Origin of the sequence: Actinoplanes sp. NPDC051343 (assembly GCF_044455125.1) — a bacterium.
In the GTDB taxonomy this organism is placed as follows: Bacteria; Actinomycetota; Actinomycetes; order Mycobacteriales; family Micromonosporaceae; genus Actinoplanes.
The window spans coordinates 587,269-611,881 of the sequence record NZ_JBITEL010000003.1; the positions used below are offsets into that span (position 1 = coordinate 587,269).

The 24,613-nt window shown below is 70.9% G+C and carries 28 protein-coding genes; 13 read left to right on the plus strand and 15 right to left on the minus strand.

The window, feature by feature from the left end:
• Positions 1–90: 90 nt before the first annotated feature.
• Both ACIA5C_RS13260 and ACIA5C_RS13265 read left to right on the plus strand, forming a co-directional pair.
• Positions 91–1,230: a sensor histidine kinase gene (locus ACIA5C_RS13260; protein WP_396054017.1), complete on the plus strand. Its 1,140-nt coding sequence runs from the start codon at positions 91–93 to the stop codon at positions 1,228–1,230.
• A gap of 8 nt (positions 1,231–1,238) precedes the next feature.
• Entirely contained in the window at positions 1,239–1,871 is a 633-nt protein-coding gene (locus ACIA5C_RS13265) for a response regulator (protein ID WP_396054332.1), read from the plus strand.
• Positions 1,872–2,004: 133 nt separating this feature from the next.
• Here the strand turns inward: ACIA5C_RS13265 and ACIA5C_RS13270 are convergent, their stop codons facing one another.
• The 3 genes from ACIA5C_RS13270 to ACIA5C_RS13280 all read right to left on the minus strand — a co-directional run bounded on the left by ACIA5C_RS13270 (position 2,005) and on the right by ACIA5C_RS13280 (position 4,451).
• Positions 2,005–2,748, minus strand: a complete 744-nt coding sequence (locus tag ACIA5C_RS13270; protein ID WP_396054019.1) for an HAD family hydrolase — start codon at positions 2,746–2,748, stop codon at positions 2,005–2,007.
• Entirely contained in the window at positions 2,745–3,905 is a 1,161-nt protein-coding gene (locus tag ACIA5C_RS13275; protein ID WP_396054021.1) for an MFS transporter, read from the minus strand. Before ACIA5C_RS13275 ends, ACIA5C_RS13270 begins: the two co-directional genes overlap by 4 nt.
• Before the next feature lie 165 nt (positions 3,906–4,070).
• Positions 4,071–4,451: a hypothetical protein gene (locus ACIA5C_RS13280; RefSeq protein WP_396054023.1), complete on the minus strand. Its 381-nt coding sequence runs from the start codon at positions 4,449–4,451 to the stop codon at positions 4,071–4,073.
• A gap of 106 nt (positions 4,452–4,557) precedes the next feature.
• Here ACIA5C_RS13280 and ACIA5C_RS13285 point away from each other — a divergent pair, with 106 nt between their 5' ends.
• Positions 4,558–7,065, plus strand: coding sequence for an ATP-dependent Clp protease ATP-binding subunit (locus ACIA5C_RS13285; RefSeq protein WP_396054025.1), 2,508 nt, complete (start codon positions 4,558–4,560; stop codon positions 7,063–7,065).
• Positions 7,066–7,077: 12 nt separating this feature from the next.
• Here the strand turns inward: ACIA5C_RS13285 and ACIA5C_RS13290 are convergent, their stop codons facing one another.
• On the minus strand, positions 7,078–8,058 hold the full coding sequence (locus tag ACIA5C_RS13290) for a LysR family transcriptional regulator (protein ID WP_396054027.1): 981 nt from the start codon (positions 8,056–8,058) through the stop codon (positions 7,078–7,080).
• A gap of 77 nt (positions 8,059–8,135) precedes the next feature.
• Positions 8,136–8,711 carry a hemerythrin domain-containing protein gene (locus tag ACIA5C_RS13295; RefSeq protein ID WP_396054029.1) on the minus strand — a complete coding sequence of 192 codons (576 nt, stop codon included), beginning with the start codon at positions 8,709–8,711 and terminating at the stop codon, positions 8,136–8,138.
• Between the two features lie 68 nt (positions 8,712–8,779).
• On the opposite strand from ACIA5C_RS13295, the gene ACIA5C_RS13300 reads away from it, so the two are divergent.
• Positions 8,780–10,087: a M20/M25/M40 family metallo-hydrolase gene (locus ACIA5C_RS13300; protein ID WP_396054031.1), complete on the plus strand. Its 1,308-nt coding sequence runs from the start codon at positions 8,780–8,782 to the stop codon at positions 10,085–10,087.
• 20 nt (positions 10,088–10,107) lie between these two features.
• Positions 10,108–10,782, plus strand: coding sequence for a hypothetical protein (locus ACIA5C_RS13305; RefSeq protein ID WP_396054033.1), 675 nt, complete (start codon positions 10,108–10,110; stop codon positions 10,780–10,782).
• 221 nt (positions 10,783–11,003) lie between these two features.
• On the opposite strand, the gene ACIA5C_RS13310 is transcribed toward ACIA5C_RS13305, so the two are convergent.
• Positions 11,004–11,195: a DUF5703 family protein gene (locus tag ACIA5C_RS13310; protein WP_396054035.1), complete on the minus strand. Its 192-nt coding sequence runs from the start codon at positions 11,193–11,195 to the stop codon at positions 11,004–11,006.
• 406 nt (positions 11,196–11,601) lie between these two features.
• The gene (locus tag ACIA5C_RS13315; protein WP_396054037.1) at positions 11,602–12,597 is read right to left on the minus strand and encodes an aldo/keto reductase; all 996 of its coding nucleotides are present in this window, start codon (positions 12,595–12,597) and stop codon (positions 11,602–11,604) included.
• Positions 12,598–12,754: 157 nt separating this feature from the next.
• On the opposite strand from ACIA5C_RS13315, the gene ACIA5C_RS13320 reads away from it, so the two are divergent.
• The 6 genes from ACIA5C_RS13320 to ACIA5C_RS13345 all read left to right on the plus strand — a co-directional run bounded on the left by ACIA5C_RS13320 (position 12,755) and on the right by ACIA5C_RS13345 (position 17,969).
• On the plus strand, positions 12,755–13,822 hold the full coding sequence (locus ACIA5C_RS13320) for an LLM class F420-dependent oxidoreductase (RefSeq protein WP_396054334.1): 1,068 nt from the start codon (positions 12,755–12,757) through the stop codon (positions 13,820–13,822).
• 2 nt (positions 13,823–13,824) lie between these two features.
• Positions 13,825–14,508, plus strand: a complete 684-nt coding sequence (locus ACIA5C_RS13325) for a histidine phosphatase family protein (protein WP_396054039.1) — start codon at positions 13,825–13,827, stop codon at positions 14,506–14,508.
• A gap of 111 nt (positions 14,509–14,619) precedes the next feature.
• Positions 14,620–15,225: a DUF3090 domain-containing protein gene (locus tag ACIA5C_RS13330; RefSeq protein WP_396054041.1), complete on the plus strand. Its 606-nt coding sequence runs from the start codon at positions 14,620–14,622 to the stop codon at positions 15,223–15,225.
• Complete coding sequence (locus ACIA5C_RS13335; protein ID WP_396054043.1) at positions 15,222–16,022, plus strand: SCO1664 family protein; 801 nt, start codon at positions 15,222–15,224, stop codon at positions 16,020–16,022. Before ACIA5C_RS13330 ends, ACIA5C_RS13335 begins: the two co-directional genes overlap by 4 nt.
• 222 nt (positions 16,023–16,244) lie before the next feature.
• Positions 16,245–17,498, plus strand: coding sequence for a cysteine--1-D-myo-inosityl 2-amino-2-deoxy-alpha-D-glucopyranoside ligase (gene mshC / locus ACIA5C_RS13340; protein ID WP_396054045.1), 1,254 nt, complete (start codon positions 16,245–16,247; stop codon positions 17,496–17,498).
• 192 nt (positions 17,499–17,690) lie between these two features.
• Entirely contained in the window at positions 17,691–17,969 is a 279-nt protein-coding gene (locus tag ACIA5C_RS13345) for a hypothetical protein (protein ID WP_396054047.1), read from the plus strand.
• Between the two features lie 409 nt (positions 17,970–18,378).
• On the opposite strand, the gene ACIA5C_RS13350 is transcribed toward ACIA5C_RS13345, so the two are convergent.
• The 3 genes from ACIA5C_RS13350 to ACIA5C_RS13360 are packed head-to-tail and all read right to left on the minus strand — an operon-like array spanning position 18,379 to position 19,852.
• A complete protein-coding gene (locus ACIA5C_RS13350; RefSeq protein WP_396054049.1) occupies positions 18,379–18,927 on the minus strand; it encodes a VanZ family protein in 549 nt (182 codons plus the stop codon).
• A complete protein-coding gene (locus tag ACIA5C_RS13355) occupies positions 18,924–19,550 on the minus strand; it encodes a cation transporter (protein ID WP_396054051.1) in 627 nt (208 codons plus the stop codon). Before ACIA5C_RS13355 ends, ACIA5C_RS13350 begins: the two co-directional genes overlap by 4 nt.
• Complete coding sequence (locus ACIA5C_RS13360) at positions 19,550–19,852, minus strand: ArsR/SmtB family transcription factor (protein WP_396054053.1); 303 nt, start codon at positions 19,850–19,852, stop codon at positions 19,550–19,552. The genes ACIA5C_RS13355 and ACIA5C_RS13360 overlap by 1 nt, the downstream gene beginning before the upstream one ends.
• 54 nt (positions 19,853–19,906) lie before the next feature.
• Between ACIA5C_RS13360 and ACIA5C_RS13365 the strand changes: the two genes are divergently transcribed.
• Positions 19,907–20,362, plus strand: a complete 456-nt coding sequence (locus ACIA5C_RS13365) for a HEAT repeat domain-containing protein (protein ID WP_396054055.1) — start codon at positions 19,907–19,909, stop codon at positions 20,360–20,362.
• Here the strand turns inward: ACIA5C_RS13365 and ACIA5C_RS13370 are convergent.
• The 4 genes from ACIA5C_RS13370 to hpt all read right to left on the minus strand — a co-directional run bounded on the left by ACIA5C_RS13370 (position 20,329) and on the right by hpt (position 23,139).
• Positions 20,329–21,123, minus strand: coding sequence for a GntR family transcriptional regulator (locus tag ACIA5C_RS13370; RefSeq protein ID WP_396054057.1), 795 nt, complete (start codon positions 21,121–21,123; stop codon positions 20,329–20,331). The two genes, ACIA5C_RS13365 and ACIA5C_RS13370, sit on opposite strands and share 34 nt — an antisense overlap.
• A 57-nt stretch (positions 21,124–21,180) precedes the next feature.
• On the minus strand, positions 21,181–22,050 hold the full coding sequence (locus tag ACIA5C_RS13375) for a PAC2 family protein (protein ID WP_396054059.1): 870 nt from the start codon (positions 22,048–22,050) through the stop codon (positions 21,181–21,183).
• Between the two features lie 214 nt (positions 22,051–22,264).
• Entirely contained in the window at positions 22,265–22,585 is a 321-nt protein-coding gene (locus ACIA5C_RS13380) for a hypothetical protein (RefSeq protein ID WP_396054061.1), read from the minus strand.
• A complete protein-coding gene (gene hpt, locus ACIA5C_RS13385) occupies positions 22,582–23,139 on the minus strand; it encodes a hypoxanthine phosphoribosyltransferase (protein WP_396054063.1) in 558 nt (185 codons plus the stop codon). The genes ACIA5C_RS13380 and hpt overlap by 4 nt, the downstream gene beginning before the upstream one ends.
• A gap of 132 nt (positions 23,140–23,271) precedes the next feature.
• Here hpt and ACIA5C_RS13390 point away from each other — a divergent pair, with 132 nt between their 5' ends.
• Complete coding sequence (locus tag ACIA5C_RS13390) at positions 23,272–24,192, plus strand: CDP-alcohol phosphatidyltransferase family protein (RefSeq protein WP_396054065.1); 921 nt, start codon at positions 23,272–23,274, stop codon at positions 24,190–24,192.
• On the opposite strand, the gene ACIA5C_RS13395 is transcribed toward ACIA5C_RS13390, so the two are convergent.
• Positions 24,130–24,576 (minus strand): GNAT family N-acetyltransferase, encoded by a 447-nt coding sequence (locus ACIA5C_RS13395; protein ID WP_396054067.1) that lies wholly within the window; start codon positions 24,574–24,576, stop codon positions 24,130–24,132. The two genes, ACIA5C_RS13390 and ACIA5C_RS13395, sit on opposite strands and share 63 nt — an antisense overlap.
• Positions 24,577–24,613 lie beyond the last annotated feature (37 nt).

Below are 24,613 nucleotides of genomic sequence, written 5' to 3' on the forward strand. Positions count from 1 at the left end.
TCCGGTCACCCGCCGGCATCTGCCGGACGGCCCGGCCGACCTACCTTTTGACCGGTACTTCCGGCCGCCCCGATCGCCTACCGTCGGCGCATGGCCTCGCGACGCGCACTGAACGACGCCCTGCTCGGCATGGTTCTCGCCGCGACGCTGCTCGGCACCGCGGTGGCGCTGGCCGGCAGCTGGGGCGGAATGTCGTGGCTTCTCGACCTGGCCACCGGCAGCGCGGCCGGGCTGCTCGCACTGCGCAGGCACCATCACCCGGCGACCGGTGCGGTCGCCGCTTCCGGGGTCGCCGCCGCAGCGGCCGTCGGGGCGCGGCTGGCCCACCTGCCGCACGAGCCCGGGCCGGCGACCGTTCTCGCGCTGGCCGTGCTCGTCGCGTCGGCGATCCGGCGGGACGGGCCGCGGCGGTCGGCGGTCCCGGCCGGTGCCGGCCTCGTCGTGGTCGTCGTGGCGGGACTGTGCTCACGCCCGTACGGCTCGGGCCTCCACGCGATCACCGTGCTCGCCGCACTCGGCTGGCTCGCCGCGGTGGCCGCGGGTCTCGGGCTGCGGCTGGGCGATGCCCAGCGGCGGGCCGCGCTGGACGAGGTACGCCGCGACGAGCGCCTCGACCTGGCCCGCGAGCTGCACGATCTCGCCGCCCACCACCTGACCGGCCTGGTCCTGCAGGCGCAGGCGGCCCGCATCGTCGCCCGCAAGGACGCCTCGCGGATCGACCACGAGCTGGCCGGCATCGAGACCGCCGGCGCGGACGCCCTCACCGCCGTGCGCGGCGTCGTCGGCCTGCTCCGCGACGTCGCGCCGGCCGGTCCGCCCGCCCTGACGGAGCTGATCCACAACTTCGCGTCCCGCCCGGGCGCCCCGGCCGTGCACAGCGACGTCGTGGAGAGCGACCTGTCTCCGGCGGTCCGCGGCACGGTCTACCGGATCGTCCAGGAGGGGCTGACCAACGTGGCGCTGCACGCCCCGCGCGCCCGGATCGTCGACGTGTCGATCCGGCGAAGCGGGGACGAACTGACCGTCACGATCGCCGACGACGGCCCGGACCAGGGTTATGAAGGTGGTTACGGGCTGGTCGGGATGGCCGAGCGGGTACACGCCCTCGGCGGCGAGGTCGAGGCCGGACCCCGGCCCGGCGGCGGCTGGCAGACCAGAGCGCACATGAGGGTGGCACCAGCCGGGCCGCCCTGGCCAGGGCGAAGCTGTCCGGCACGAGGGCGCGGGTGAGCAGCACCATGACGATCCGCGTGCTGGTCGCCGACGACCAGGCCCTGATCCGCCACAGCATCCGGCTCATCCTCGACGACCAGGACGACATCGAGGTCGTCGCCGAGGCCGAGGACGGCGTGGCCGCCATCGAGGCGGCCCGGCGGCTGCGCCCCGACGTCAGCCTCGTCGACGTCCGGATGCCCCGCCTGAACGGCCTCGACGTGACCCGCGCGCTGGCCGGCCCGGGAGTCGCCGATCCGCTCAAGGTCGTCGTCGTGACCACTTTCGACCAGGACGACTACGTCTACGGCGCCCTGCACGGCGGAGCGGCCGGCTTCCTCCTCAAAGACGCCGGCGCCGCCCTGCTCGTCGAGGCGGTCCGGGCCGCCCACGCCGGCGACGCACTGATCTCACCGGCGCTGACCGCACGCCTGTTCCACGACATGCCCTTCCGTCGAGTGCACATCCGGCTCTCCGACCGTGAACGCGACGTGATCAGAAGCCTCGCCCGTGGCCGCTCCAATCAGGAGATCGCGGCCGACCTCTTCATCTCGTTGAGTACGGTCAAGGGCCATCTAGCCAACGTCCAATCGAAGCTCGGCGTCCGCAACCGCGTCGAGATCGCCGCCTGGGCCTGGGCCACCGGAGAAGCCCAATGAGACGTGCCGCCTCCGAGGCACCCACTGGACCCTTCCCGGCGGGCGGGTCGAACACGCCGAAACCACCGAATCCGTCTGGATGCCTCTCGCCGACTTCACGACGGAACCGCGGGCCGGCCTGGTCGACGTCGGCCTAACGCTCGCCCGCAGCCGTCCCGCGACCGGCCACGTCCCCGCCGTTTCGCCCGGCGGCCTGCTCAAGCACCGACTCGATCGCCGCGACGAGGCTGGAAACCGCCGTTGCCGACCCGAAATGCGATCGATGGTGCAGCGCATCGGCCCCGGCGTGATAGACGATGCAGCGCACACCGCATTCCTCCGCGGCCGCGACGTCGTCGACGCTGTCCCCGATCAGCACGGTTCGAGCCGGGTCGATGCCCTGCACTTGGAGATGGCGGGCCAGAAACGGTGCTTTCCGCGCCACGTCACGCCCGGCCGAACCGTCCACCCGGGTAAAGAAGGAACCGATGCCGAAACTCCGGACCAGCGGCATCAGCAGATCGTGCGGATACATCGACAGCAGCGACTGACGCCCGCCTGCGGCGGCCCATTTTCTCAGCGCGGGAAGAGCATCGGCGGTCAGGGTCACGGCGGTGCGCCTTTTCTCGTACGCGTTCTGGAAGCCGGCCGCCACACGTCTCTGCTCGGCGTCGGTCAGAACCCGGCCGGCCAGCCTCGAATAGAACAGCGGAATCGGCTGCACATGATGCCGCTGATAGGACTCCCGGGTGACCGCCGGCAGCCCACACGCCTGGAACGCCTCAATGGTCGACTCGATAAGCGCCGGCCCGTCCCCGAGCAGTGTCCCGTTCCAGTCCCACACCACGTGCTCAACCGTCATCCCGCCACCCGCCCCGCCGTTTTCCCGGCCCGTCATTTCCGGGCCGCCGCGGTCATCAGCAGGACGGCGAGCAGGCCGGCCAGCGGGGCGACGCCGAAACCGAGCCGCAGCCCGTCGTCGACCAGCGGGCCGGTCAGCGCCGACCCGGCCGCGCTCCCGATCGCGAAGGCCGTCGCGATCCACGCGAACGCCTCCACCACCGTCCCGGCGGGTGCCAGCCCGTCGGCGGTCAGGAACACCACGGTCAGCAGCGGCGGCAGCGCCACCCCGCACAGTGCGGTCAGCGGCGCCATCGCCACCGCGCCCGGCATCAGCAGCAACGGCAGGTAGCCGGCCGCGAAGACGACCGTGACCAGCGGCAACCGGCGCCGGCCACCGGGTCGCGCCCGCGTGTAGAGCAGGCCGCCGATCAGCGCCCCGACCGCCTGGCAGGCCAGCAGCCACCCGGAGAGCGACCGGTTGGACGCGGCCTCGGCATAGCCGGTCAGCGCCACCGGGAGGCTGCCGACCGCCGCGCCGACGCAGGCGATGCCGCCGATGAGCAGCACGAACTGCGGCACCCGCAACGGGCCCGACCAGTGCCGCGGCGCCGCCTCCCCGCGCCATCCGCGGACCGCGGGCGTGCGGGCGTAGACCGCCGACCCGGCCAGCTGCAGCACCGCCGCGGCGATCAGGCCGGCCGCCGGATCGCCGAGTGCGACCGCGGCCAGCGTCACCAGCGGGCCGACGACGAAAATCACTTCCTGGACGGCGATGTCCAGGGCGTAGGCCGCGCTCACCGCCTCCGGCGGGACCATCGCCGGCCACAGGGCGCGCAGGCACGCTTCCAGCGGCGGTGTGCCGAGGCCGGCGACGACGGCGCCGGCCAGGAGTACGCCCGTACCCCCGGCACCCGTGGCGACCAGCAGGAAGCCGGCCGCCGACAGCAGCGACGCGAACAGCACGACCGGCGGCTGGCTGCGCCGGTCGACGGCGCGCGCGAGCAGCGGGGTGCCGGCTGCCATCCCGGCCGTGTAGCCGGCGACCAGCAGGCCGGCCGTGGCGAGGCTGAGGGTCTGGCGGCCGAACAGCAGCAGGGCCAGGGGCGCCGAGGCCTGCGGGATGCGTCCGAGTTGAGTGGCTAACAGGACCGTTCGCACGTGCGGTGCGCGCAGCACCGCCCGCGCACCGACCGGCGCAGCGGAAATGGACATGAGAGAAGGGCTCCCAGGCGAGAGAAGGGGCGGAAAGGGAAACCGGCCCTACTCAGGGAGCGAAGTCAGCCCGCTCGTGGTCGTTGCCGTAGAGGGGGAGCGCAGGGGTGATCCACGCGGCGAAGGCGGCGGCCGGGATCACGCGGTCAGCCTAACCGACCCGGCTCACCGGCGGGGGACGCTGGACGGCCCCCGGACCTCGGCTCCGACCGCAAGCACACGTTGACGAAGACCACGATCGGCGGTGACGACGATCGTGCGTCTGGTGGCGGCGACCCCGCGTACGAGATCGAAGATGGCGTCGTCGCCGGAGCCGGCGGCGCGTTCGATGCGCACCCCGTTCCCGGCTTGCGGAACGTCTTTGGCCCTGCCCTCGAGGACCAGCGTGACCTCGACCGGTCCGGGCAGGTCGGGCAGCCCTTCGGTGAGGACGGCGGCCAGTGCGTCGCGGAGCCGGGCGGCCGCCGCGGGCCGGTCCCGCCACCATCCGTCGGGCACCGAGCCCACGACGTTGGCCCCGTCGACGATCACCAGAGGTACGGTCATGGAGTTGAGCCTACCCGTGTCAAGTCTCGGTGAAATCGGGGAATCAATCGATCCGGGGTGTTGCTGTTAGGGGAGCACCAGTCACGTACCAGGAGAGAGACGACTTATGAGCATCGGACCGATCGGGCCGGGTGGCCCCGGCCAGTGGGACGACTTCTTCTCGCGCTTCTTCGGTGCGGCCGAGCCGCGCCGGTCGGCGCGCATCGATATCACGAAGTACATGAGCGGCGACGCCCGTGAGGTGCTTTCCGCGGCCGCCCGGCGGGCCGCCGAACTGGCCGACCCGGACCGTGCGGTGGCCGACCTCGACACCGACCACCTGCTGTGGGGTGCACTCCAGCAGGACCAGCTCAAGCAGACCGTGCGCCGCGCCGGCGCCGACCCCGACCAGCTGCTGGCCGCCCTCGGCCGCCCGGCCGGAGTGCGCGAGGAGATGCCCGAGCAGGTCGCCCTCACCCCGGCCGCCAAGCGCGCGCTGCTCGACAGCCTGCAGATCTCCCGGGCCCTCGGCGCCTCGTACGTCGGGCCGGAACACATCCTGATGGCGCTGGGTCTCAACCCCGACTCGGCGGCCGGACGGCTGCTCGCCGGCAAGCTCGACCCGCAGGCGTTGCAGGCCTCGGAGCCGCAGGCGACTCCCCAGCGCGGCGGTGGGAACACCCCCACCCTCGAGCAGTACGGCGTGGACCTGACCGAGCTGGCCCGCCGCGGCGAGATCGACCCGGTCATCGGCCGTGCGGACGAGATCGAGCAGGCGGTGGAGATCCTTTCCCGCCGCACCAAGAACAACCCGGTCCTGATCGGTGAGGCCGGCGTCGGCAAGACCGCGATCGTCGAGGGCCTGGCCCAGCGCATCGTGGACGGCGACGTCCCGCTGACCCTGGAGGGCAAGCGGGTCATCCAGCTCGACCTGGCCGGCCTGGTGGCGGGCACCCGCTACCGCGGCGACTTCGAGGAGCGCCTGCGCAAGGTCATCGACGAGATCCAGCAGTCCGGTGACGGCCTGATCGTCTTCCTCGACGAGATCCACACGCTGGTCGGTGCCGGCGGTGGCGGCGGCGAGGGTGGCGGCATGGACGCGTCCAACATGCTGAAGCCCGCCCTGGCCCGCGGCCAGCTCCGGGTGGTCGGCGCGACCACGCTGGACGAATACCGCAAGCACATCGAGAAGGACGCGGCTCTGGCCCGGCGCTTCCAGCCGGTCCTGGTCGGCGAGCCGAGCGTCGAGGACACGGTGGCGATCCTGCGCGGTCTGCGGGACAACTACGAGGCGCACCACCAGGTGCGGATCACCGACGAGGCGCTGGACGCCGCGGCGGAGCTGTCCGACCGTTACGTCACCGACCGCTTCCTGCCGGACAAGGCGATCGACCTGATCGACCAGGCCGGTGCGCGGGTGCGGCTGCGGGTGAAGACCCCGTCGGCCGACACACGGGAGGACGAGCGGCGTCTCGAGCAGCTCAACCGGGACCGCGACCAGGCGGTGGCGGCCGAGTACTACGAGAAGGCGTCCCAGCTGCGCGACGAGATCAACGCGATCAAGGCGAAGCTCTCCGCGGCCACCGAGACCCCGGACGGCGTACCGCAGGTGACCGGGGCCGACATCGCCGAGGTCGTGTCGCGGGCCACCGGCATCCCGGTCGCTCAGCTGACCGAGGAGGAGCGGGAGCGCCTGCTGCGCCTCGAGGGGCACCTGCACGACCACGTGGTCGGTCAGGACGACGCCGTCGAGGCGGTTGCCGAGGCGGTACGCCGTTCCCGCGCCGGCCTGGGCGACCCGGACCGTCCGGTGGGCAGCTTCCTGTTCCTCGGGCCGACCGGCGTCGGCAAGACCGAGCTGGCGCGTTCGCTGGCCGAGGCGCTGTTCGGCGACTCGGACCGGATGATCCGGCTCGACATGAGCGAGTACCAGGAGCGGCACACCGTGTCGCGGCTGGTCGGGGCGCCTCCCGGCTACGTCGGCTACGACGAGGCCGGGCAGCTGACCGAGGCGGTGCGCCGCCGGCCGTACAGCGTGGTGCTGCTCGACGAGATCGAGAAGGCCCACCCGGACGTCTTCAACATCCTGCTGCAGGTGCTGGACGACGGGCGGCTGACCGACGCGCAGGGTCGCACGGTGAGCTTCAAGAACACCGTGCTGATCATGACCAGCAACATCGGCTCGGACATCATCCAGGGCACCCGGCGCAGCGTCGGGTTCGGTGCGGCGGACAACGGCCGCAGCGCCGACGAGGAGCTGAAGGACAAGCTCGACCGCCAGCTGCGGGAGCAGCTGCGGCCCGAGTTCATCAACCGGATCGACGAGATCATCGTCTTCCGGCAGCTCGAGACCGACCAGCTGCGGAAGATCACCGAGCTGATGCTGCAGGAGACGCACCGGCGCCTGAAGGCGCAGGACGTCACCATGGAGATCAGCACGGCGGCGATCGACTGGCTCGCCGACAAGGGCTTCCAGCCCGAGTTCGGTGCCCGGCCGCTGCGCCGCACGATCCAGCGCGAGCTGGACAACCGGTTGTCGAAGCTGCTGCTCGCGGCCGACCTGGCCCCCGGCCAGACCGTGCATGTGGACGTGGCCGACGGCCGGCTGGCCTTCAAGGTCGCCGCGCTGGTCTGACCGGGATCTGAACTACTGGGCGGCTGCCATCTGGTGGCCGCCCAGTTGCGTGTGGTCGGCCATCCATTCGACGTACGACGTGTTGCGGGCGACGACCTCCTGGTAGGCCTCCTCGGCCATCCGCATCAGCTTGGACGCGCTGCGGGCGGCGGGGGAGTCGGGATGCCACCCGAGCACCAGGCGCCAGCGCAGCGGGGCGCCACGCAACGGCCGGTGGGTCAGGCCGGGCGGGGGCCGGAAGGTCGGCTGGCACAGGCCCACCGCCTGGCCCGACTCGACCATGTCGACGGCGCTGCGGAGGTCGGTCTCGAGCACCCGCCGGGGCGTGAAACCGGCCCGGGCGCAGGCGGCGGCGAAGCAGTCGCCCAGGCATCCGTCGCCGGTGCTGCCCACCCACTGCTCCTCGGCGAGCTCGGCCAGGTCGACGTCGACGTCCTTGGTGCACGGGTGGTCGTCGGGCATCAGCACGCAGACCGCGTCGACCGCGATCGTCTGCCAGACCAGCCCGTGGTCTCCCGACGGCATGGCGTCGCCGCACACCCCCACCTGGGCGTAGTCGAGCTTGCCCGAAGCGACCATGGTGGCCAGCTCCTCCACCCAGTACGACGCGTGGGTCGTGATCTGCGCGTCGGGCTGGGCCGTCGAGAGCCGCCCGACCATGCCGCCCATGATCGGACCGCCGATCGCGCCGATGCGGTAACGCGACAGCGTGTCGTCGGTCGCCGCCCCGGCCAGGCGTGCCGCCTCGTCCTGCAGGCCCTTCATGGCCGGCAGGAGCACCCGGGCCCGGGAGAGCACCAGCTCACCGAGGGCGGTCGGCCGCGCACCACGACGGTCGCGGTCGAACAGGGGGCCGCCGAGGGTGCGCTCGATGCGCTGCAGCTGAGCGGTCAGGGCCGGCTGGGCCAGCCCGAGTTGAGAGGCGGCTTTGGTGACGCTGCCGGTCTCCGCGATGGCGCAGACCACCTTGAGATGCCGGAGCTCCAGGTTCATAGCGTGACGTTAGGACTATTACGGCATGAGGGCTAGTCCTGGGGGGAAGTGAAAGATCCTCCACTGCGGAAGGATCGTTACAAATCGGTTGGGTAGGTCGTACGGTTGGTGACCACGTCGCGCACCTTGTCGACCACCGCGACGACCGGATCCACCACCTTGTTCCAGGGCGGATTCGACGGCGTGCCCGGGTGCGGACGGGTCGGGGCGGCCTCCTCGGCGACCTCGATGCGGTTGCCGACCCGGATCAGGTCCTCGATCGGCACCATCTGAGTCAGCACCGGGAGCAGCTCCTCGGAGTCGGCCGCGACGTGCCGCCGGACCGCGGCCGCGAGCTCGGCGAAGTCCTGATCCTTCTGCACCCGCTGCAGCAGGATGAGCAGAGCCTTGTCCTCGGCCAGCTCGCGGGCGGCCAGGTCCTCGCCGCCGGGAACGACCTTGCGGATCGCGGGATAGAGGTACTGCTCCTCGGCCGACAGGTGCCGGGACAGCGTGGCCACGACGACGTCGCGCAGCTTGCGGCTCGGCTCGGTGGTCAGGCGGTCGCACAGCTCGACCAGTTGACGGTGCTGCTCGCCCAGCACGTCGATCGCACTGCGGCCGGTGATTTCGCCGCCGGTCGGCGGAAGCGGGGGAAGATCCAGCGCGGACATGGCCCGGCCAATACCCAGGGCGCCTCTCCCGGCAAACCCTCGCAACGCGGTGCTGGTAAGAAGGTCAAATGGAGACCACCGCCGTCACCGAGGTCGTCGGCATCTGCCGCGACCTGCTGCGCATCGACACCACCAACACCGGCGACCAGCGCACCACGGTCGGCGAACGGGTCGCCGCCGAATACGTCGCCGAGAAGCTCGGCGAGGTCGGCGTCTCGACCGAGATCTACGAGTCGGCCCCCACGCGGGCCAACCTGGTCGCGCGCATCCCCGGCGCCGACCGCTCGCGGGGTGCGCTGCTCATGCACGGCCACCTCGACGTCGTACCGGCCGACGCGAGCGAGTGGTCGGTGCCGCCGTTCGCGGGCGAGATCAAGGACGGCTACCTCTGGGGCCGCGGCGCGATCGACATGAAAGACATGGACGCGATGATGCTCGCCGTCGTCCGGGACTGGAAGCGCACCGGCTACGTCCCGCCCCGCGACGTCGTGCTGTGCTACACCGCCGACGAAGAGGCCGGCATGGAGTACGGCTCGCAGTGGCTGGTGCACAACCACCCCGAGGAGTTCGAGGGCTGCACCGAGGCGATCGGCGAGGTCGGCGGCTACTCCTACACGGTCTCCGACGATCTCCGGCTCTACCTGGTGCAGACCGCCGAGAAGGGCCTCGACTGGCTCCAGCTGCACGCCACCGGGCGGCCCGGACACGGCTCGTTCATGCACGACGACAACGCGGTCACCGCGCTCGCCGAGGCGGTCGCCGCGGTCGGCCGGCACCGGTTCCCGATCGTGGTCACGCCGACCGTGCGGCGCTTCCTCGAAGAGGTCGGCGCCGCGCTGGGCATCGAGATCGACCCCGACGACCCGGAGATCGCGGTGGCCAAACTGGGCCCGATCGCCAACCTGATCGGCGCGACGATCCGCAACACGGCCAACCCGACCCGCCTCGAGGCCGGCTACAAGGACAACGTGATCCCCGGCAAGGCGTCGGCCACGATCGACTGCCGGCTGCTGCCCGGCCAGGAGGACAACTTCCTCGCCGAGCTGCGCGGGCTGATCGGGCCCGACATCGAGATCGACCACAACCACCGGCAGCCGCCGGTCGAGACCGCTTTCGAGGGATCCCTGGTCGACGCCATGGCGGCGGCGTTGCGGGCCGAGGACCCGGCGGCGCGCACCATTCCGTACATGATGTCCGGTGGCACCGACGCGAAGGCGTTCGCCACGCTCGGCATCCGCTGTTTCGGCTTCGCGCCGCTGCGGCTACCGCCCGACCTCAACTTCAGCTCGCTGTTCCACGGCATCGACGAGCGCGTTCCGGTGGAGGGACTAGAGTTCGGCGTGCGTGTGCTCGACCGTCTGCTTCGCACCAGCTGAACCCGGAAGGACCCTTTTCAATGACCGACCAGAACGCCGAGCTCGACGCCGCTCTCGAGCGGGTCGTGGAGGCTGCCCGGGCACACCTCGCGGCGGTCAAGACGGCTGCCGGCCGCATTGACGACGACGACGTCTGGCAGGCGTACGTCGATCTGAACAACGCCTCGTTCGCGTACGACGAGAAGCTGCTCGACGCGTTCGGCGAGGTCACGCCGTGGGACGTCGAGTCGATCGACCCCGACGAGGCCGACCAGCGCTTCGGTCTGGGCGGCGGCGACTTCGGCCCGGACGGCGCGACCGACCCCTACCCCCAGGTGATCTCGGTGCGCCAGCGGCGCGACTACCGCGTGCCCAGCGTCGGCGCCCTGCTGCGGGTGGCCGAGGCGGCCCGGCGCAGCTCGGTGCCCGAGGACGAGGACCCGGGACCGGTCGAGTCGGTCGGCGAGGCCGTGCTCGAACTGCTGCAGGCCGGCGACGGCTCGCTGTCGTCCCTCGACGTGCCCGAGCTGGAGCCGCTCGACGGCCTGCTCACGGTCACCGAGGTGCCCGAGCCGCTCGACCTGGAAGCTTTCGAGGACTCGGACGGCAGCGGCCCGTTCGCGCCCCGCGAGGGCGAACTCCTGGTCGGCCGGCTCGACGAGCACCCGTTCCTGCCGGACGAGGAAGAAGACCACGCCGGGCATAATCATGCCTGATGGCTGTGTCTGACGGCTGTGTCTAATGGCCTCGCTCCGCTCGGCGCGGATTTCGCCCCTTGAGGTCGGTGACTTGAGCACCAGAACGACGCCGGCTTCGCCTTGTCGTTTCGGCACTCAAGTCATCGACGGGCGAAATCCGGTGGCCCCAGGGCGCTTCGGGCTCACTTCGCGGCTCTATATGACGAAGGTCCGCCCGCTTCAGCGGACGGACCTCGTTTTTATATGCTCAACCCGGGCTGGGGGGTGGGCTGGACGCGGCGGCGCAACATCACCTTGCGCGTCCCGTCCCGGAAGAGCTGGACTCGTGCCAGCTCCCATCCCGAGAACTCCGCCTGGATCGCCAGCTGCGCCGCAGCGGTCAGCCGATCGACATTCGAAGGCAACCGGAGCGGCGCGTATTCGTAGTCCATGGCCACTAGACTGCACCTTTTCGTGGGGGCTCGACAAGCGCTGACCAGCGCGTATTCGCTCGGCGTGGCCGTCGCGGTGAAGCGCTCACCTGCGTACTGCCGGATCTGGCCTGGTCAAGCCAGCGGGCACGCCGCCGAGGCGAAGGCGGCGGCAGTGATCATACGAACACTCCGGGGCGACGGGCGTGGGCGTTGGGCGACGTGCGCCGGCTACCAAAATCAACGCTGACCGTCGGCGGCATGCTGAGGGAATGCCTCGGTTTCTCGCCGCCGGCTTTCGATCTCCTTGATAACCACGCCGAGTGCGCCGCTGTCTGTGGCGGCCCGCGGTGATCCACTCGTGACCGCCTCGGGCCTCACCATCGTGGTGGCAATCCTCGGCATCCTCGGAACCCTCGGACAACCCTCAGCCGTCGGCGTCGGGGTAGCCCACGCCTTCGCGTTCCGGGTAGCCGACGTCGATCGCCGACACGTCGTCCAGAGCGTTCGCAATTTCGGTCGGCAGCGTCAGGTCTTCGCTGGCCAGCGCGCCCTGCAACTGGCCCGCCGTGCGGGCGCCCAGGATCGGCGCGGCCACTCCGGGCCGGTCGCGGATCCAGGCCAGCGCGACCTCGAGCGGCGACACGCCCAGGCCGCCCGCCGCGGTCACCACCGCCTCGACGATGCTCGAGCTGCGCGGCTCCAGATAGGTCTGCACGAACGGCGCCAGGTGCTCCGAGGCGGCGCGTGAGTCGAGCGGCCGGCCGTTGCGGTATTTGCCGGTCAGCACGCCCCGGCCCAGCGGCGACCAGGCCAGCAGCCCGAAACCCAGAGCCGCGGCCGCCGGCAGCAGCTCCCGCTCGATGCCCCGCTCGAGCAGCGAATATTCCATCTGGGTGGCCACGATCGGGGCCCGGCCGGGGTACGCCGCCTGCCAGGTCGCGGCCCGCACGGTCTGCCAGGCCGCGAAGTTGGAGACGCCGACGTAGCGGACCCGGCCGCTGCTCACCGCGTGGTCGAGCGCGCCCAGAGTCTCCTCCAGCGGGGTGTGCGGGTCGTAGCCGTGCACCTGCCACAGGTCGACGTAGTCGGTGCCGAGCCGGCGCAGCGAGCTGTCGAGTGACCGCAGCAGGTTGCCACGCGAGCCGTCCCGCCGCCGCCAGCCGCGCGGGGTGAGCCCGGCCTTGGTCGCGATCACCACCTCGTCGCGGGGCACCAGATGATCGAGCAGCGAGCCGATCACCGATTCGGCGTCGCCGTCGCCGTAGACGTCGGCGGTGTCGAGCAGGGTGCCGCCGGCGTCGAGGAAGAGCTTGAGCTGCGAAGCCGCGTCGTCGGGGTCGGTGTCGCGTCCCCAGGTCATGGTGCCGAGCGCGAGCCGCGAGACCGCCAGCCCGCTTCGGCCGAGCGGTCGCTGTTGCATGAGATGAACCTTATTCAGACCATGCTCGCGGCGAAATGCTCAGCCGCTGGTCAAACCCGTCGGTTACCGGACCGAGATCGGAAGAGGAAAGTCAGTAGGCTTCCTGGTGATCCGTTTCGGTGGTTCAGGTGTTTCGGTGGTTCAGCGGGAGGACAACGTGCGGCTCGGACTCAATCTCGGCTATCAGACGGCGTGGAGCACGCCGGCCGATCATCTGGCGATGGCGCAGGAGGCGGACCGGCTCGGCTACGCGGTGGTCTGGGCCGCCGAGGCGTACGGGTCCGACACCGTCTCGACCCTGGCCTGGCTGGCCGGCCAGACCCAGCAGATCGACCTCGGCGCCGCGGTGCTGCAGATCCCGGCCCGCACCCCCGCGATGACCGCGATGACCGCCGCCACCATCGACGCGCTCTCGGGCGGCCGGTTCCGGCTCGGCCTGGGCGTCTCCGGCCCGCAGGTCTCCGAGGGCTGGCACGGCGTGCGGTTCGCGAAGCCGCTGGCCCGCACCCGGGAATACGTCGAGATCGTCAAGATGGCGATCGCGCGGCAGCCGGTGTCCTATCAGGGCGAGCACTATCAGCTTCCGCTGCCCGGCGGCGCGGGCAAGGCCCTCAAGCTCGGCTTCCACCCGCCGCGCGAGGCCGTCCCGATCTACCTGGCCGCGGTCGGCCCGAAAAACCTCGAGCTGGCCGGCGAGATCGCCGACGGCTGGCTGGGGGTCTTCTTCGCACCCGACGCGGCCGGCGAGGCCTTGCAGCACATCGCGCGCGGGCGGGCGCGGCGCTCATCCAAGGACGGGGGCGGCCTCGGCCTGACCGGCTTCGACGTGGCACCGACGGTGCCGGTGTCGGTCGGCGACAACCTGGCCTGGTGCGCCGACGTGATCCGGCCCTACGCGGCGCTCTACGTCGGCGGCATGGGCAGCCGCGAGACCAACTTCTACAACCAGATCGCGGTCCGCATGGGTTACGCCGACGAAGCGGCCAGGATTCAGGACCTCTATCTTGCGGGCCAGAAGGCGGAAGCGGCCGAGGCCGTACCGCAGGACTTCATCGAGCGCACCTCGCTGATCGGCAACAAGATCCAGATCAAGGAACGCATCAAGCAGTACGCCGCGGCCGGCGTCGGCACGCTCTCGGTCAGCCCGTACGTGGGGGACCTGAAGAGCGGCATCGACACCCTCCGGCTCGTGGCCGAGGCCTACGAGGAAGCGGGCGTGGCATAGCGGTGGCAACAGTTCTCCTGCTCCGGCACGGGCGTACGACGTCCAACGCCACCGGCGAACTGGCCGGCCGGCGCCCGGCCGAGCTCGACGAGACCGGCCGGGCCCAGGCGGCCCGGGCCGGCGAACGCCTGCGTGCGCTGCCGCTGGCCGGGGTCGTCACCAGCCCGCTCGTCCGGTGCCGGCAGACGGTCGAGCTGGCGTTGCCGGGCGTCGAGCCGACGGTCGACGACGGGCTTATCGAGTGCGGCTACGGCGACTGGGAAGGCCGGCCGCTGAACGAACTGGCCAAGGAGCCGCTCTGGAAGGTGGTGCAGCAGCACCCGAGCGCGGCGATCTTCCCCAACGGCGAGGCGATGGCCGAGATGTCGGCCCGCGCGGTCGCCACGATCCGCCGCTGGGACGCGAAGGTGACCGCCGAGCACGGCCCGGAAGCGGTCTGGCTGGCCTGCAGCCACGGCGATGTGATCAAGGCCATCGTGGCCGACGCGCTGGGCCTGCACCTGGACGAGTTCCAGCGCATCGTCGCCGACCCGGCCTCGGTCAGCGCCATCACCTACACCCCGACACGGCCGTTCGTGGTGCGGGTCAACGACACCGGCGACCTGTCCCACCTCGTACCGGAAAAGCCGAAGGCCGGCGCGGAGGTCTCCTCCGATGCGGCGGTCGGCGGCGGAGCCGGCGCCTGAACAACCCAGGGTGACCCTGGTGTTACCGCAGCCGGTGTCCCGGTTGCGCCCTCGGCGAACCCGGCCGCCTGCGGTGAGCGATCCCGCGCGGGGATCGCTAGGGTTGCTCTCATGACCCACCAGGTGCATGCTTTCGAGCCGCCGGAGCGGTTCGTCGCCGGGACGGTGGGAGAGCCCGGTGATCGGACGTTCTTCCTGCAGGCGCGCGGCGAAGGCCGGGTGGTCAGCGTCGCCCTGGAGAAGGTCCAGGTGTCGCTGCTGGCCGAGAAGCTGGAAGAGCTGCTCATCGAGGCCAACAAGCGGTTCGGCGTCAACCTGCCCGAGGCGCCGCTCGTCGCGGTCCACGACAACGAGCCGCTCGACACGCCGGTCGACGAGGAGTTCCGGGTCGGCACGCTGGGGCTCGCCTTCGATGTCGACACCGCGACCGTCGTGATCGAGGCGATCGAGGCCGGCGAGGCCGAGGTCGAGATCGCGCTCGGCGAGGACGACCCCGAAACCGACGACGACCTCGCCGATGACGACGACGACGATGACGACGAGCCCGACGACGACCTCGACCGGCTGCGCGTACGGCTGAGCCCCGAGGCCACCCGGGCGTTCATCGACCGGGCCCGCCGCGTCGTCGCCGCCGGCCGCCCACCCTGCCCGCTCTGCGGCCAGCCGCTCGACCCGGCCGGCCACCTCTGCCCCCGGCACAACGGCTACCACCGGTGACCGTGCTCGCCGAGAAGGACGCCCTCGAGCTGCTCGGCCGCGGCACGATCGAGATCGAGGGCCGCATGGTCGACGCCTCCAACACCACGCTGCGGGGCGAGATCACCCTCGACGGGCTCACCCGCCGCTGCGTCTACAAGCCGGTCCAGGGCGAGCGGCCGCTGTGGGACTTCCCGGACGGCACGCTGGCCGGCCGTGAGGTGTCGGCCTTCCTGGTCTCCCAGGCGACCGGATGGGACGTGGTGCCGCCGACCATCCTGCGCGACGGCCCGCTCGGCCCGGGCGCGCTGCAGCTGTGGATCGACGAGCCGGCCGAGGCGTCCGCCCTGATCGGCTTCGTACCGGCCTACGACATCCCGGCCGGCTGGCTGGCCGTCGCCAACGCCCGCGACGAGGACGGCGACGCGTACGCCCTGGCCCACGCCGACGACCCGCGCCTGGCCCGCCTGGCCGTCTTCGACTCAATCATCAACAACGCCGACCGCAAGGGCGGCCACGTGCTCTACCCGGCCACCGGCTCGATACACGGCGTCGACCACGGCGTGAGCTTCCACGTGGAAAACAAACTGCGCACGGTCCTCTGGGGCTGGACCGGCAAGCCGCTGATCCCGGACGCGGTCGACGTGCTCGAACAGCTCACCGAGCGCCTCGACGGCGAGTTGGGCGAAGCCCTCGAGGAACACCTGACCATCACCGAGGTCCACCAGGTGCGCCTGCGGGTCCGCCGTTTGCTGCGGTCCCGGCGCTTCCCCAAGCCGCCCCCCGACTGGCCGGCAATCCCCTGGCCGCCGGTGTAGTAAGGCCTGGTAGCGAGATCAAGACCTTTCGCCGGCTACGAGCCCAGCAGCTCACCGCATGTTGCGTCGGTGACGGCGGCTGGGCGTCGGGTCGAGGGCGATCCTGATGCGGTTGTCGCGCTGGTCGCCCGCGTACGGTTGCCGGAAAGCGACCCGGCACCCAGCTGAGGTTTACCTCACGCGCCCGAGTTTCTGTCTGGGGGTCTGGATAGGCTCCTGACCATGGACGCTTGGACCGGGCACGACGTGCCGACCCTGCCGGATGGAGCTGATTTCTGGGGCCGGACGCCCCCGCGGCTGTTCGATACGGCGCGGCGTTCGGCCCAGCCGAGTGAGCCCGGTGCGACCGCGACCATGTACGTCTGCGGCATCACGCCCTACGACGCCACCCACCTCGGGCACGCGGCCACGATGATCTCGTTCGACCTGATCAACCGCATCTGGCGCGACATGGGTCGCACCGTGACCTACGTGCAGAACGTGACCGACATCGACGATCCGCTGCTCGAGCGGGCGCACCGCGACGGGGAAGACTGGGTGGTGCTCGCGATGCGCGAGACCGCGCTCTTCCGGGAAGACATGGAGGCGCTGCGCATTCTTCCGCCGGCGCACTACGTGGGTGCGGTCGAGTCGATCCCGGCGATCGCGGCGCACGTGCGCACGCTCGTTTCGCAGGATGCCGCCTACCAGCTGACCGACGGCACCGGCGACTTCTACTTCCCGATCGCCGCCGCGCCCCGCTTCGGCTACGAGTCGGGGCTGGGCCGCGACGAGATGATCACGCTCTCGGCCGAGCGTGGCGGTGACCCCGAGCGGGCGGGCAAGCGGGACCCGCTCGACCCGCTGCTCTGGCGCGGCGCCCGCGATGGCGAGCCGGCGTGGGACGGCGGCGACCTCGGGCCCGGGCGTCCCGGCTGGCACATCGAGTGCGCGACGATCGCGACCAGCCTGCTCGGCAACACGATCGACGTGCAGGGCGGCGGCAGCGACCTGATCTACCCGCATCACGAGTGTTCGGCGGCGCACGCCGAGGTGCTCACCGGTGAGCAGCCGTTCGCCGGGCATTACGTGCACGCCGGCATGATCGGGCTGGCGGGCGAGAAGATGTCGAAGTCCAAGGGCAACCTGGTCTTCGTCTCGCGCCTGCGTGGCGACGGGGTCGACCCGATGGCGGTGCGGCTCGGTTTGATGGCCGGCCACTACCGCGGCGACCGGGAGTGGACCGACGACGTGCTCAAGGTGGGACAGGACCGGCTGGCCAACTGGCGGGCGGCGGCGTCCGCGCCGTCCGGTCCGTCGGGGGCCGGTCTGCTGGCCGCGGTCCGCGAAAGCCTGGCCGACGATCTGGACACGCCGCGCGCGCTTGCCGTGATCGACGCCTGGGCGGACGCGGCGCGATCCGGTGCGGGCGACGACGAGTCGGCGCCGGCTTTGATGGCGCGGACGGTCGACGCGCTGCTCGGCATTCGTCTCTAGCCTGCTCGTCCGGAGCGGCCGTCCTGTTCGGACGGCCGCTTTTTCGCGCGAAGCCTAGACCGATCACGTCCGTTTCGGACGGTTTCGAGAAACTTAGAGCTTTTCGGCGGTCTTTCTGCAGAAAGGGCCACATTTACCGGCCGAAACGGACAGACTTTCTGAGATCTGATTTTCGTCCGAAGGGAACAAATCATGCGTCGTCCGGTTCTGTACCTCGCTGGCCTGCTCCTGGCCACCGGCGCGAGCCTCGCTCTCGCGGGACCCGCCTCGGCTGCCCCCAGCCACCACCATCACCACGGGCACCACCACAACCAGTGGTACTCCGACCCGTGCGACAACGACGACAGCACCTGGTACGAGCTCCACTCGAACTCCCAGAACAACGGCAGCAGCTACAACGGCATCGTTCTCCTGAGCGGCAACAGCGGCAACGGCGACGGTGGCCTCCTCGGCGGCGGCCTGCTGGGCTGACCCAGTCCTACTACCGGGTCGGCTGCATCCCCGGCCGGCCCAACATCAACATCAGGCCCGGAGCGCGATTGCGCTTCGGGCCTCCTGTCGTCACGATCGGACCGTGGACGAGAGGACCCGAGGGCAACTGCGGCTCATCCGCACGGTCACGGCGGTCCTGCGGGACGCCGGCATCCCGGCCTGGCTGTTCGGCGGCGGGGGCTCGACGCGCGCATCGGCCGGATCACGCGCGAGCACGGCGACGTCGAGTTCTGGGTCGAGCGCATCCACGCCGAGCCGTCGAAGGCGCTGCTCGTAGCGGCCGGTGCCACCGCCCTGACGACGCAGCCGCCGACCGAGTCCTGCGAGTTCACGTTGGACGACATCCCGTTCAGCACGGCCTACTTCGACCGGTCGCCGGACGGGTCCTTCAGCCAGCCTCTGGGCCGCTGGTCCGACTGGCTGGCCGCGGAACTGATCCGAGGCTCCACCAGCGGCGCGAAATCACGGCGGCCAGGCCGGCTCCGGCGGCGTTGAGGAGCACGTCGTCCACCGAGGACACTCGGTGCAGGTGCAGGGTGTACTGCAAGGTTTCGACGAGGATCGAGCAGGCCGCCGCCACTGCCACGATGCGGGGTGCCGAGGCCAAGGCCGCGAACCGCAGCGGGGCGAAGAAGCCGAGCGCCGCGAAGACCAGCAGGTTGCCGACGATCTGGACCGTCGCCGTCCGGGGGCCGCTGCCCAGCACCTCGAGCAGGTCGCGCAGCGGGATCAGGTTCACCTGGGCGTGGCCGTCGCCGGAGTCATGGCGGGGCAGCAGGATCATCCAGACCCACGGCACGGTTCCGTAGACGATGCCGACCTCGGCCACCGACCGGCGCCACCCGCTCCGGTGGCGGGCCAGGGCCCAGACCGCCAGCACGGCCAACGGCAGCGCGGCCACCGTGACGGCGACTACGCCGCTGATCGTGCCGGTCAACCCGTTACCCTCTCGCCGCAGCAGGACGGAGCCGGCGTGCAGCAGGCGTCGCCCTTCCAGGCGTTGCGGCCCTCGCGCAGCGCGGCGCCCGCCACCACCAGCCCGGCCGCCGGGTCGGCCCACGACCAGCCGAACGATGCGTTCAAGGCCAGCCCGGCCAGCAGAACCCCGGACAGCGCCGTGCACAACAGCGTCTGCCGCGAGTCGGCCACCGCGGTGACCGAACCCAGGGCCCGGCCGGCCCTGCGCTGTGCGAACGACAGCACCGGCATGACCACGAGGGACACCGCGGCCAGCGCGATGCCCACCGGGGACGGCGACGCGGACGAGCCGGCCAGCAGCGCGTGCGCCGACGCGACCGCCACGTAGGCTGCCAGGGCGAAGAACGACCAGGCGATCGCGCGCAGCGTCCGGCGTTCGCGGGTCTCCGGCGACGGGCCGCTGAACTGCCACGCCACGGCCGCCGCCGAGGACACCTCGATGACCGAGTCGAGGCCGAAGCCGACCAGCGCCGTCTCGCCCGCCACCAGGCCCGACGACACGGCCACGACGGCTTCGATCACGTTGTAGGTGATGGTGGCGGCGACCAGGAATCGGATGCGGCGGACCAGGACCGCGCTCATCACCAGCACTCCGGGTCGACGGCCAGGACCAGGCCGAGCAGGCTGTCGAGGGCGTCGCGCAGGCGGGCGTCGGCCAGTTCGTAGCGGGTTCGCCGGCCCTCCGGCACCGCGACGACGAGGCCGCAGCCGCGCAGGCAGGCCAGGTGGTTGGAAAGGTTCTGCCGGGTCACGCCGAGCAGCACGGCCAGGTCGGCCGGATAGCCGGGGGCGTCGCGCAGCGCCAGCAGCAGCCGCGAGCGGGTGGGGTCGGACAGGGCGTGGCCGAAGCGGGCCAGGACCTGTCCGTGGGTGGCGGTCTCCACGGAGCCGACAGTACAGCGAACGCTGTATTCAGGGAAGAATGTACGCTGACCCCCATGACGTGGGGGATGACACCGCGGCAGAGCATCGAGGCCGCTTGCCGGGCCCGCGGAGCCGACGCGGTGATCGCGGGCTGCATCACCCTCATCGAGGGCGGCGACACCGACCCCGGCCTGATCATCGCGCTGGCCGGGCCGGGGCAGGAGCGGTTTCTCGACAAGTCCGAGAAGGAGCGTTACTGGCTCCGGGTCTGGGGTGTGCGCGGCCTTCTCTGGGCGCTCAGCGAGGAGCGGACCGACGAACGCACGGAAACGGCAGTCATCAATGCGCTTGGTGACGCTCATTGGCGCGTACGGGAAATGGCCGCGAAGCTCGCGGCGCGGCACCGCCTCGATTCCGCCCAGCCCGCGCTCGCCGGATTGCTCACCGACGATAACGAGCGGGTGAGGGCGGCCGCCGCGCGGGCCGTGCGGGTTCTTCAGGCGAGCGAAAGCCCGGAATCCTCGTCGTAGGAAGCGGGCGCCGGCGCCGGAATCTTGTATTCCTCGGTCAGCGTCGTCATCGGCCCCGGCCACGTCGCCTGGGCCACCTCGATCGGTTTGCGGGTCTCGTCGAAGGCCACGTGCAGCAGGTGCAGCACCGGCGTGTCCGGGCGGATCTGCAGCACCTCGGCCTCGTCGCGGCTCGGCTGGCGGGCGCTGATGGTGTCGGTCGCGGTGGTGTAGCGCTTGCCGAGCACCTCCTCGGCCTCCTGGTAGAGCGGCCGCCCGAACGCCTCGAGGCGTTCCAGGTTGGTGCCGCTCGCCTCCTTGGCCCGGAACCAGGACGCACCCACCTCGACCGTCGCGTCGTCGGTGCGCACGATGTGCCGGCGGACGAGCAACTCGGTGCCGTCGCGCACGCCGAAAGCGTCCGCCACCTCGGGCGGCGCCGGTTCGCGGCCGACCGTGAGCAACTGCTGGCGGTAGCGGGCGGCGAGGTCGGCGTGGTAGCCGCGGTAGGCGCCGTAGCGACCGCGGGAGAGCCGGTTGAGGCGGCGCCGGGTGCCGCGGACGAACGTGCCCGAGCCCGGCTTGGTGATCAGCGTGCCTTCGAGCCGCAGCTGGTCGACCGCGCGCTGCACGGTCTGCTTGGCGACGCCGAAGAACTCGCCGAGCGCCGGGATCGACGGCAGCCGCTCGCCGGGCTGCCAGTCGCCGCGGCGGATGCGTTCGCGCAGCTGGGCGGCGATCTGACGGTGCGGCGACTCGGCCGCGCCCGGATTAATGGTCATAGGTTCCTAGGATGCACCCCGATCGTGAAGTTCCCGAGGCGACACCCCGGGAACCACCTACCAGGAACCGGCGGTCGGGCCGGCCGATCCGCCGCGCCGCCGCAGGTATTTCTCGAACTCCGACGCGATCTCGTCGCCGGTCAGCGGCTGGATGCCCTCGTCGCCGACCCGCTCCTCCAGCTCCCGGACGTATTCACCGAGCTCCGCGTCCTGCTCGGCGGCCGTGCGCACCCGCTTCTCCCACTCGTCGGCCTCCTCCGCCAGGTCGGTCATCGGCACCGGCAGATCAAGCACGTCTTCCAGGCGGCTGAGCAGCGCCAGCGTGGCCTTCGGGCAGGGCGGGTTGTTGGCGTAGTGGGGAACGTGCACCCAGAACGACAGAGCGTCGAGATCGGCCCGGCCGGCCGCCTCGTGCAGCACGCCGACAATGCCGGTCGGACCGTCGTAGCGGGTGGGGACGACCTTGTATTTCTCGGCCACGTCGCTGTCGGTCGCCGAACCGCTGATCGGCAGTGGACGCGTATAAGGCACGTCGGCGAGCAGCGCGCCGAGCAGCACGATCCGGTTGACCTCGAGGCTGTGGCACACCTCGAGCACCTGCTCGCAGAAGGTGCGCCAGCGCATGCTCGGCTCGATGCCCCGGATCAGCACGACGTCGCGGTCGCTGCCCTCCGGGCTGGCCACGGTGAAGCGGGTGGTCGGCCACTCGATCTTGCGGGTCTCGCTCTCGCCCATGACGACGGTCGGACGGCTGACCTGGAAGTCGTAGAAGTCCTCCGGGTCGATGGTGGAGATCTGCTTGGCCTGCCACACCTGTTCGAGGTGTTCCACGGCCGCGGTGGAAGCGTCCGCAGCATCGTTCCAGCCCTCGAAGGCGGCGATGGCCACCGGGGAGCGGAGCACCGGGAGGCCGTCGAACTCAGTCATGGCACACAGCCTACGCAGAGCCCGCGCAAGCCACCCGATGGCCGCGCCGGGTGCGGCGCCGCACGGCCGGTCGGGAGTCCGGCATTGCCGACGTACGCGACGTCTCCGCCGGACAACCGCAGCCGGGCCGCCCGCGGCACGACGCCCAGTTCGTTGCGTTCAGTCCGAAATCAGTCGCCGGAGCGGGAGATCAAAGGCGGAATGGATCCGCCGTTCAGCCGGAACCCCGGCGGTTTTCCCCGGGCCGATCGGATAGGCAGTGATTCCCGCCGCACTGGCCGTTCGAATTCGGCCGGGTCGCCGCCGACCGCCGCGCGGGCGAGAAACTCGGCCGCGACCTCGCCCATCGAGAACTCGCGGTCGTCGATGTCGCTGCGCGCGTCGAAGGAGGCTCGATCCGGGCCAGGAAGTCGTCGTAGGACAGCGCCGAGCCGTGCTCCCGGAGAAACGCGTGGCAACGCGGATAGCCCTGATCCACCCGGCTCGGCGAATACGACACCAGCGTGCCGAAGAAATCGAAAAGGATCGCGCTCATTTCACCGCGTACGTCCGCGGCGCAAGCGTCGCCGCGCAGCGCAGGTTCCGATATCGGCCCTGGTGATCGAGGCCGTATCCGACGATGTTGCCGGGGCCGACGTCGAACCCGAAATAGGTCGTCGTGCCCTCGAAGCGCGGTGTCTCGGGCTTGCGGAGCAGCGCGCAGACCGCGATCGACGCGGGGGAGCGCTGGGCCAGGTTGGCGATCAGCCAGTTCATGGTCAGCCCGGTATCGACGACGCCGTCCACGATGACCACGTCGCGCCCGGTGATGTCGACGTCGAGGTCCTTGAGCAGGCGCACGCTGCCGGACGCCGGGTTGTGGGTGCGGTAGGAGCGGATCGCCATCCAGGTGAGCTCGACCTGGTCGGCGTACGCCCGGGCCAGGTCGACCGTGAAGGTCGCGGCCCCGTTGAGCACCCCGACCAGCACCGGCGTGCGTCCCGCGTAGACCGTGCCGAGTTCGGCCGCCAGTTCGGCGACGCGGGTCTGGATCTGCTCCTCGGTCAGCAGGATCTCGTCGAGTTCGCCTCGAACGTGGCTCGCCTCCACGTCGTGATCGTTTCACGTCCGTCCGGTGCCTGACCACCACCCGACATGCCGTAAATATCGGCCCGGCATCCCCATTCTTGTCGGCGTCCGTTATTGTCCGCGCAGCCTGATGTTCACCTTGATCGGAGTGCCATGGCCCATCGACCCGCTCTGGCCGAGATCCGCGACCGCACCTACAAGAGGCGGGACGCGTGGTGGACCGTCTGGCTCGTCGACCCCCTGGCATCCCGCCTGGTCTGGGTCGTCGCGCCCTGGCGCGCGATCACGCCCAACGTGCTGACCACGCTCGCGTTCGTGATCGGCCTCGGTTCGGCCGCCGCCTTCTGGCGCGGTTCCTACGGCTGGCTGCTGCTCGGCGCGCTGCTGTTCCACCTGAGCTTCGTGCTCGACTGCATGGACGGCAAGATCGCCCGGCTCAACGGCACCGGCTCGGTCTTCGGGGCTTGGCTCGACTACGTCTTCGACCGGCTGCGGGTGCTCGCCTGCGCGGTCGGCCTGTTCGGCGGGCAATACGAGCGCACACACAACTTCGCCTTCGTGTGGCTCGCCGGGCTCGTCATCTTCCTCGACATGTTCCGCTATCTGAACGCGCTGCAGATGGGCAAGGTCAAGGCCGACATGAAGGCCAAGCTGGCCGAGCTGACCGGCACCGAGCAGCCGGTGGCCTTCGCCGAGGAGGCCGAGTTCGCGTCCGAGGACGGCCCCGCCCCGATCGTGGTCGACGTCTACGGCGACTTCCGCGACCGGTTCGCGCTGTTCGTGCGGATGCGCCGCCTGCTGCTGCGGGGCCGCATCCGGGCCCACGTGATCAGCGGCATCGAGTTCATGATGTTCGTCTTCATCGTCGGCCCGGTGGTGAACTGGATCATCGGGGTAACGCTGATCGCGGCCGGGCTGATGATCGCGTTCGAGCTGCTGCTGATCTACAAGCTCTACACGGCGACCAAGTCGTTCGCCCGCCGCATCTCGGTGCCGGCCCAGCCGGGCGCCTCAGAGGACCCGGTCCATCAGAGCGACGTCGGTCAGGGCGCGGAAGCCGCACTTGGCGTATAGCTGATTCGCCCGGTCGTTGGCGACATCGGTCTGCAACGCCAGGCGGTGCGCGCCGGCCGCCCGGGCCTCTTCGGCGACGTGGTCGAGCAGGCCCTGCGCGACGTGGTGACGGCGCATGTGCTCGGCCACGAACAGGTCACGGACCAGCCAGACCGTACGCAGCGTGAGAGCGGCCGGCACGACGACGACCGAGCAGATGCCGTAGGCGTGCGCCTCGGCGCCGGACAGATAGATGCGTTCGCGCTCGGCCACCACCTGGTCGCGGAGCCAGGCCGCGACCGCGTCGGGGGCCGGGTTGGCCCCGTAGTGCTGGCGGTAGTCGTCGAACAGGTCGACCGCGTCCGGGAACCAGGGATGAGCCACCGCGGTCAGTCTCACGGTCACGGCCATACGATCCATAATGTCCCAAATTTGGGGTTAT

What these genes read in the sequence shown, in the direction of transcription:
- ACIA5C_RS13260 (WP_396054017.1), top strand. Translation starts at nt 91, where the DNA reads ATGGCCTCGCGACGCGCACTGAACGACGCCCTGCTCGGCATGGTTCTC.
- ACIA5C_RS13265 (WP_396054332.1), top strand. Translation starts at nt 1,239, where the DNA reads ATGACGATCCGCGTGCTGGTCGCCGACGACCAGGCCCTGATCCGCCAC.
- ACIA5C_RS13270 (WP_396054019.1), bottom strand. Translation starts at nt 2,748, where the DNA reads ATGACGGGCCGGGAAAACGGCGGGGCGGGTGGCGGGATGACGGTTGAG.
- ACIA5C_RS13275 (WP_396054021.1), bottom strand. Translation starts at nt 3,905, where the DNA reads ATGTCCATTTCCGCTGCGCCGGTCGGTGCGCGGGCGGTGCTGCGCGCA.
- ACIA5C_RS13280 (WP_396054023.1), bottom strand. Translation starts at nt 4,451, where the DNA reads ATGACCGTACCTCTGGTGATCGTCGACGGGGCCAACGTCGTGGGCTCG.
- ACIA5C_RS13285 (WP_396054025.1), top strand. Translation starts at nt 4,558, where the DNA reads ATGAGCATCGGACCGATCGGGCCGGGTGGCCCCGGCCAGTGGGACGAC.
- ACIA5C_RS13290 (WP_396054027.1), bottom strand. Translation starts at nt 8,058, where the DNA reads ATGAACCTGGAGCTCCGGCATCTCAAGGTGGTCTGCGCCATCGCGGAG.
- ACIA5C_RS13295 (WP_396054029.1), bottom strand. Translation starts at nt 8,711, where the DNA reads ATGTCCGCGCTGGATCTTCCCCCGCTTCCGCCGACCGGCGGCGAAATC.
- ACIA5C_RS13300 (WP_396054031.1), top strand. Translation starts at nt 8,780, where the DNA reads ATGGAGACCACCGCCGTCACCGAGGTCGTCGGCATCTGCCGCGACCTG.
- ACIA5C_RS13305 (WP_396054033.1), top strand. Translation starts at nt 10,108, where the DNA reads ATGACCGACCAGAACGCCGAGCTCGACGCCGCTCTCGAGCGGGTCGTG.
- ACIA5C_RS13310 (WP_396054035.1), bottom strand. Translation starts at nt 11,195, where the DNA reads ATGGACTACGAATACGCGCCGCTCCGGTTGCCTTCGAATGTCGATCGG.
- ACIA5C_RS13315 (WP_396054037.1), bottom strand. Translation starts at nt 12,597, where the DNA reads ATGCAACAGCGACCGCTCGGCCGAAGCGGGCTGGCGGTCTCGCGGCTC.
- ACIA5C_RS13330 (WP_396054041.1), top strand. Translation starts at nt 14,620, where the DNA reads ATGACCCACCAGGTGCATGCTTTCGAGCCGCCGGAGCGGTTCGTCGCC.
- mshC (WP_396054045.1), top strand. Translation starts at nt 16,245, where the DNA reads ATGGACGCTTGGACCGGGCACGACGTGCCGACCCTGCCGGATGGAGCT.
- ACIA5C_RS13345 (WP_396054047.1), top strand. Translation starts at nt 17,691, where the DNA reads ATGCGTCGTCCGGTTCTGTACCTCGCTGGCCTGCTCCTGGCCACCGGC.
- ACIA5C_RS13355 (WP_396054051.1), bottom strand. Translation starts at nt 19,550, where the DNA reads ATGAGCGCGGTCCTGGTCCGCCGCATCCGATTCCTGGTCGCCGCCACC.
- ACIA5C_RS13365 (WP_396054055.1), top strand. Translation starts at nt 19,907, where the DNA reads ATGACGTGGGGGATGACACCGCGGCAGAGCATCGAGGCCGCTTGCCGG.
- ACIA5C_RS13370 (WP_396054057.1), bottom strand. Translation starts at nt 21,123, where the DNA reads ATGACCATTAATCCGGGCGCGGCCGAGTCGCCGCACCGTCAGATCGCC.
- ACIA5C_RS13375 (WP_396054059.1), bottom strand. Translation starts at nt 22,050, where the DNA reads ATGACTGAGTTCGACGGCCTCCCGGTGCTCCGCTCCCCGGTGGCCATC.
- ACIA5C_RS13380 (WP_396054061.1), bottom strand. Translation starts at nt 22,585, where the DNA reads ATGAGCGCGATCCTTTTCGATTTCTTCGGCACGCTGGTGTCGTATTCG.
- ACIA5C_RS13390 (WP_396054065.1), top strand. Translation starts at nt 23,272, where the DNA reads ATGGCCCATCGACCCGCTCTGGCCGAGATCCGCGACCGCACCTACAAG.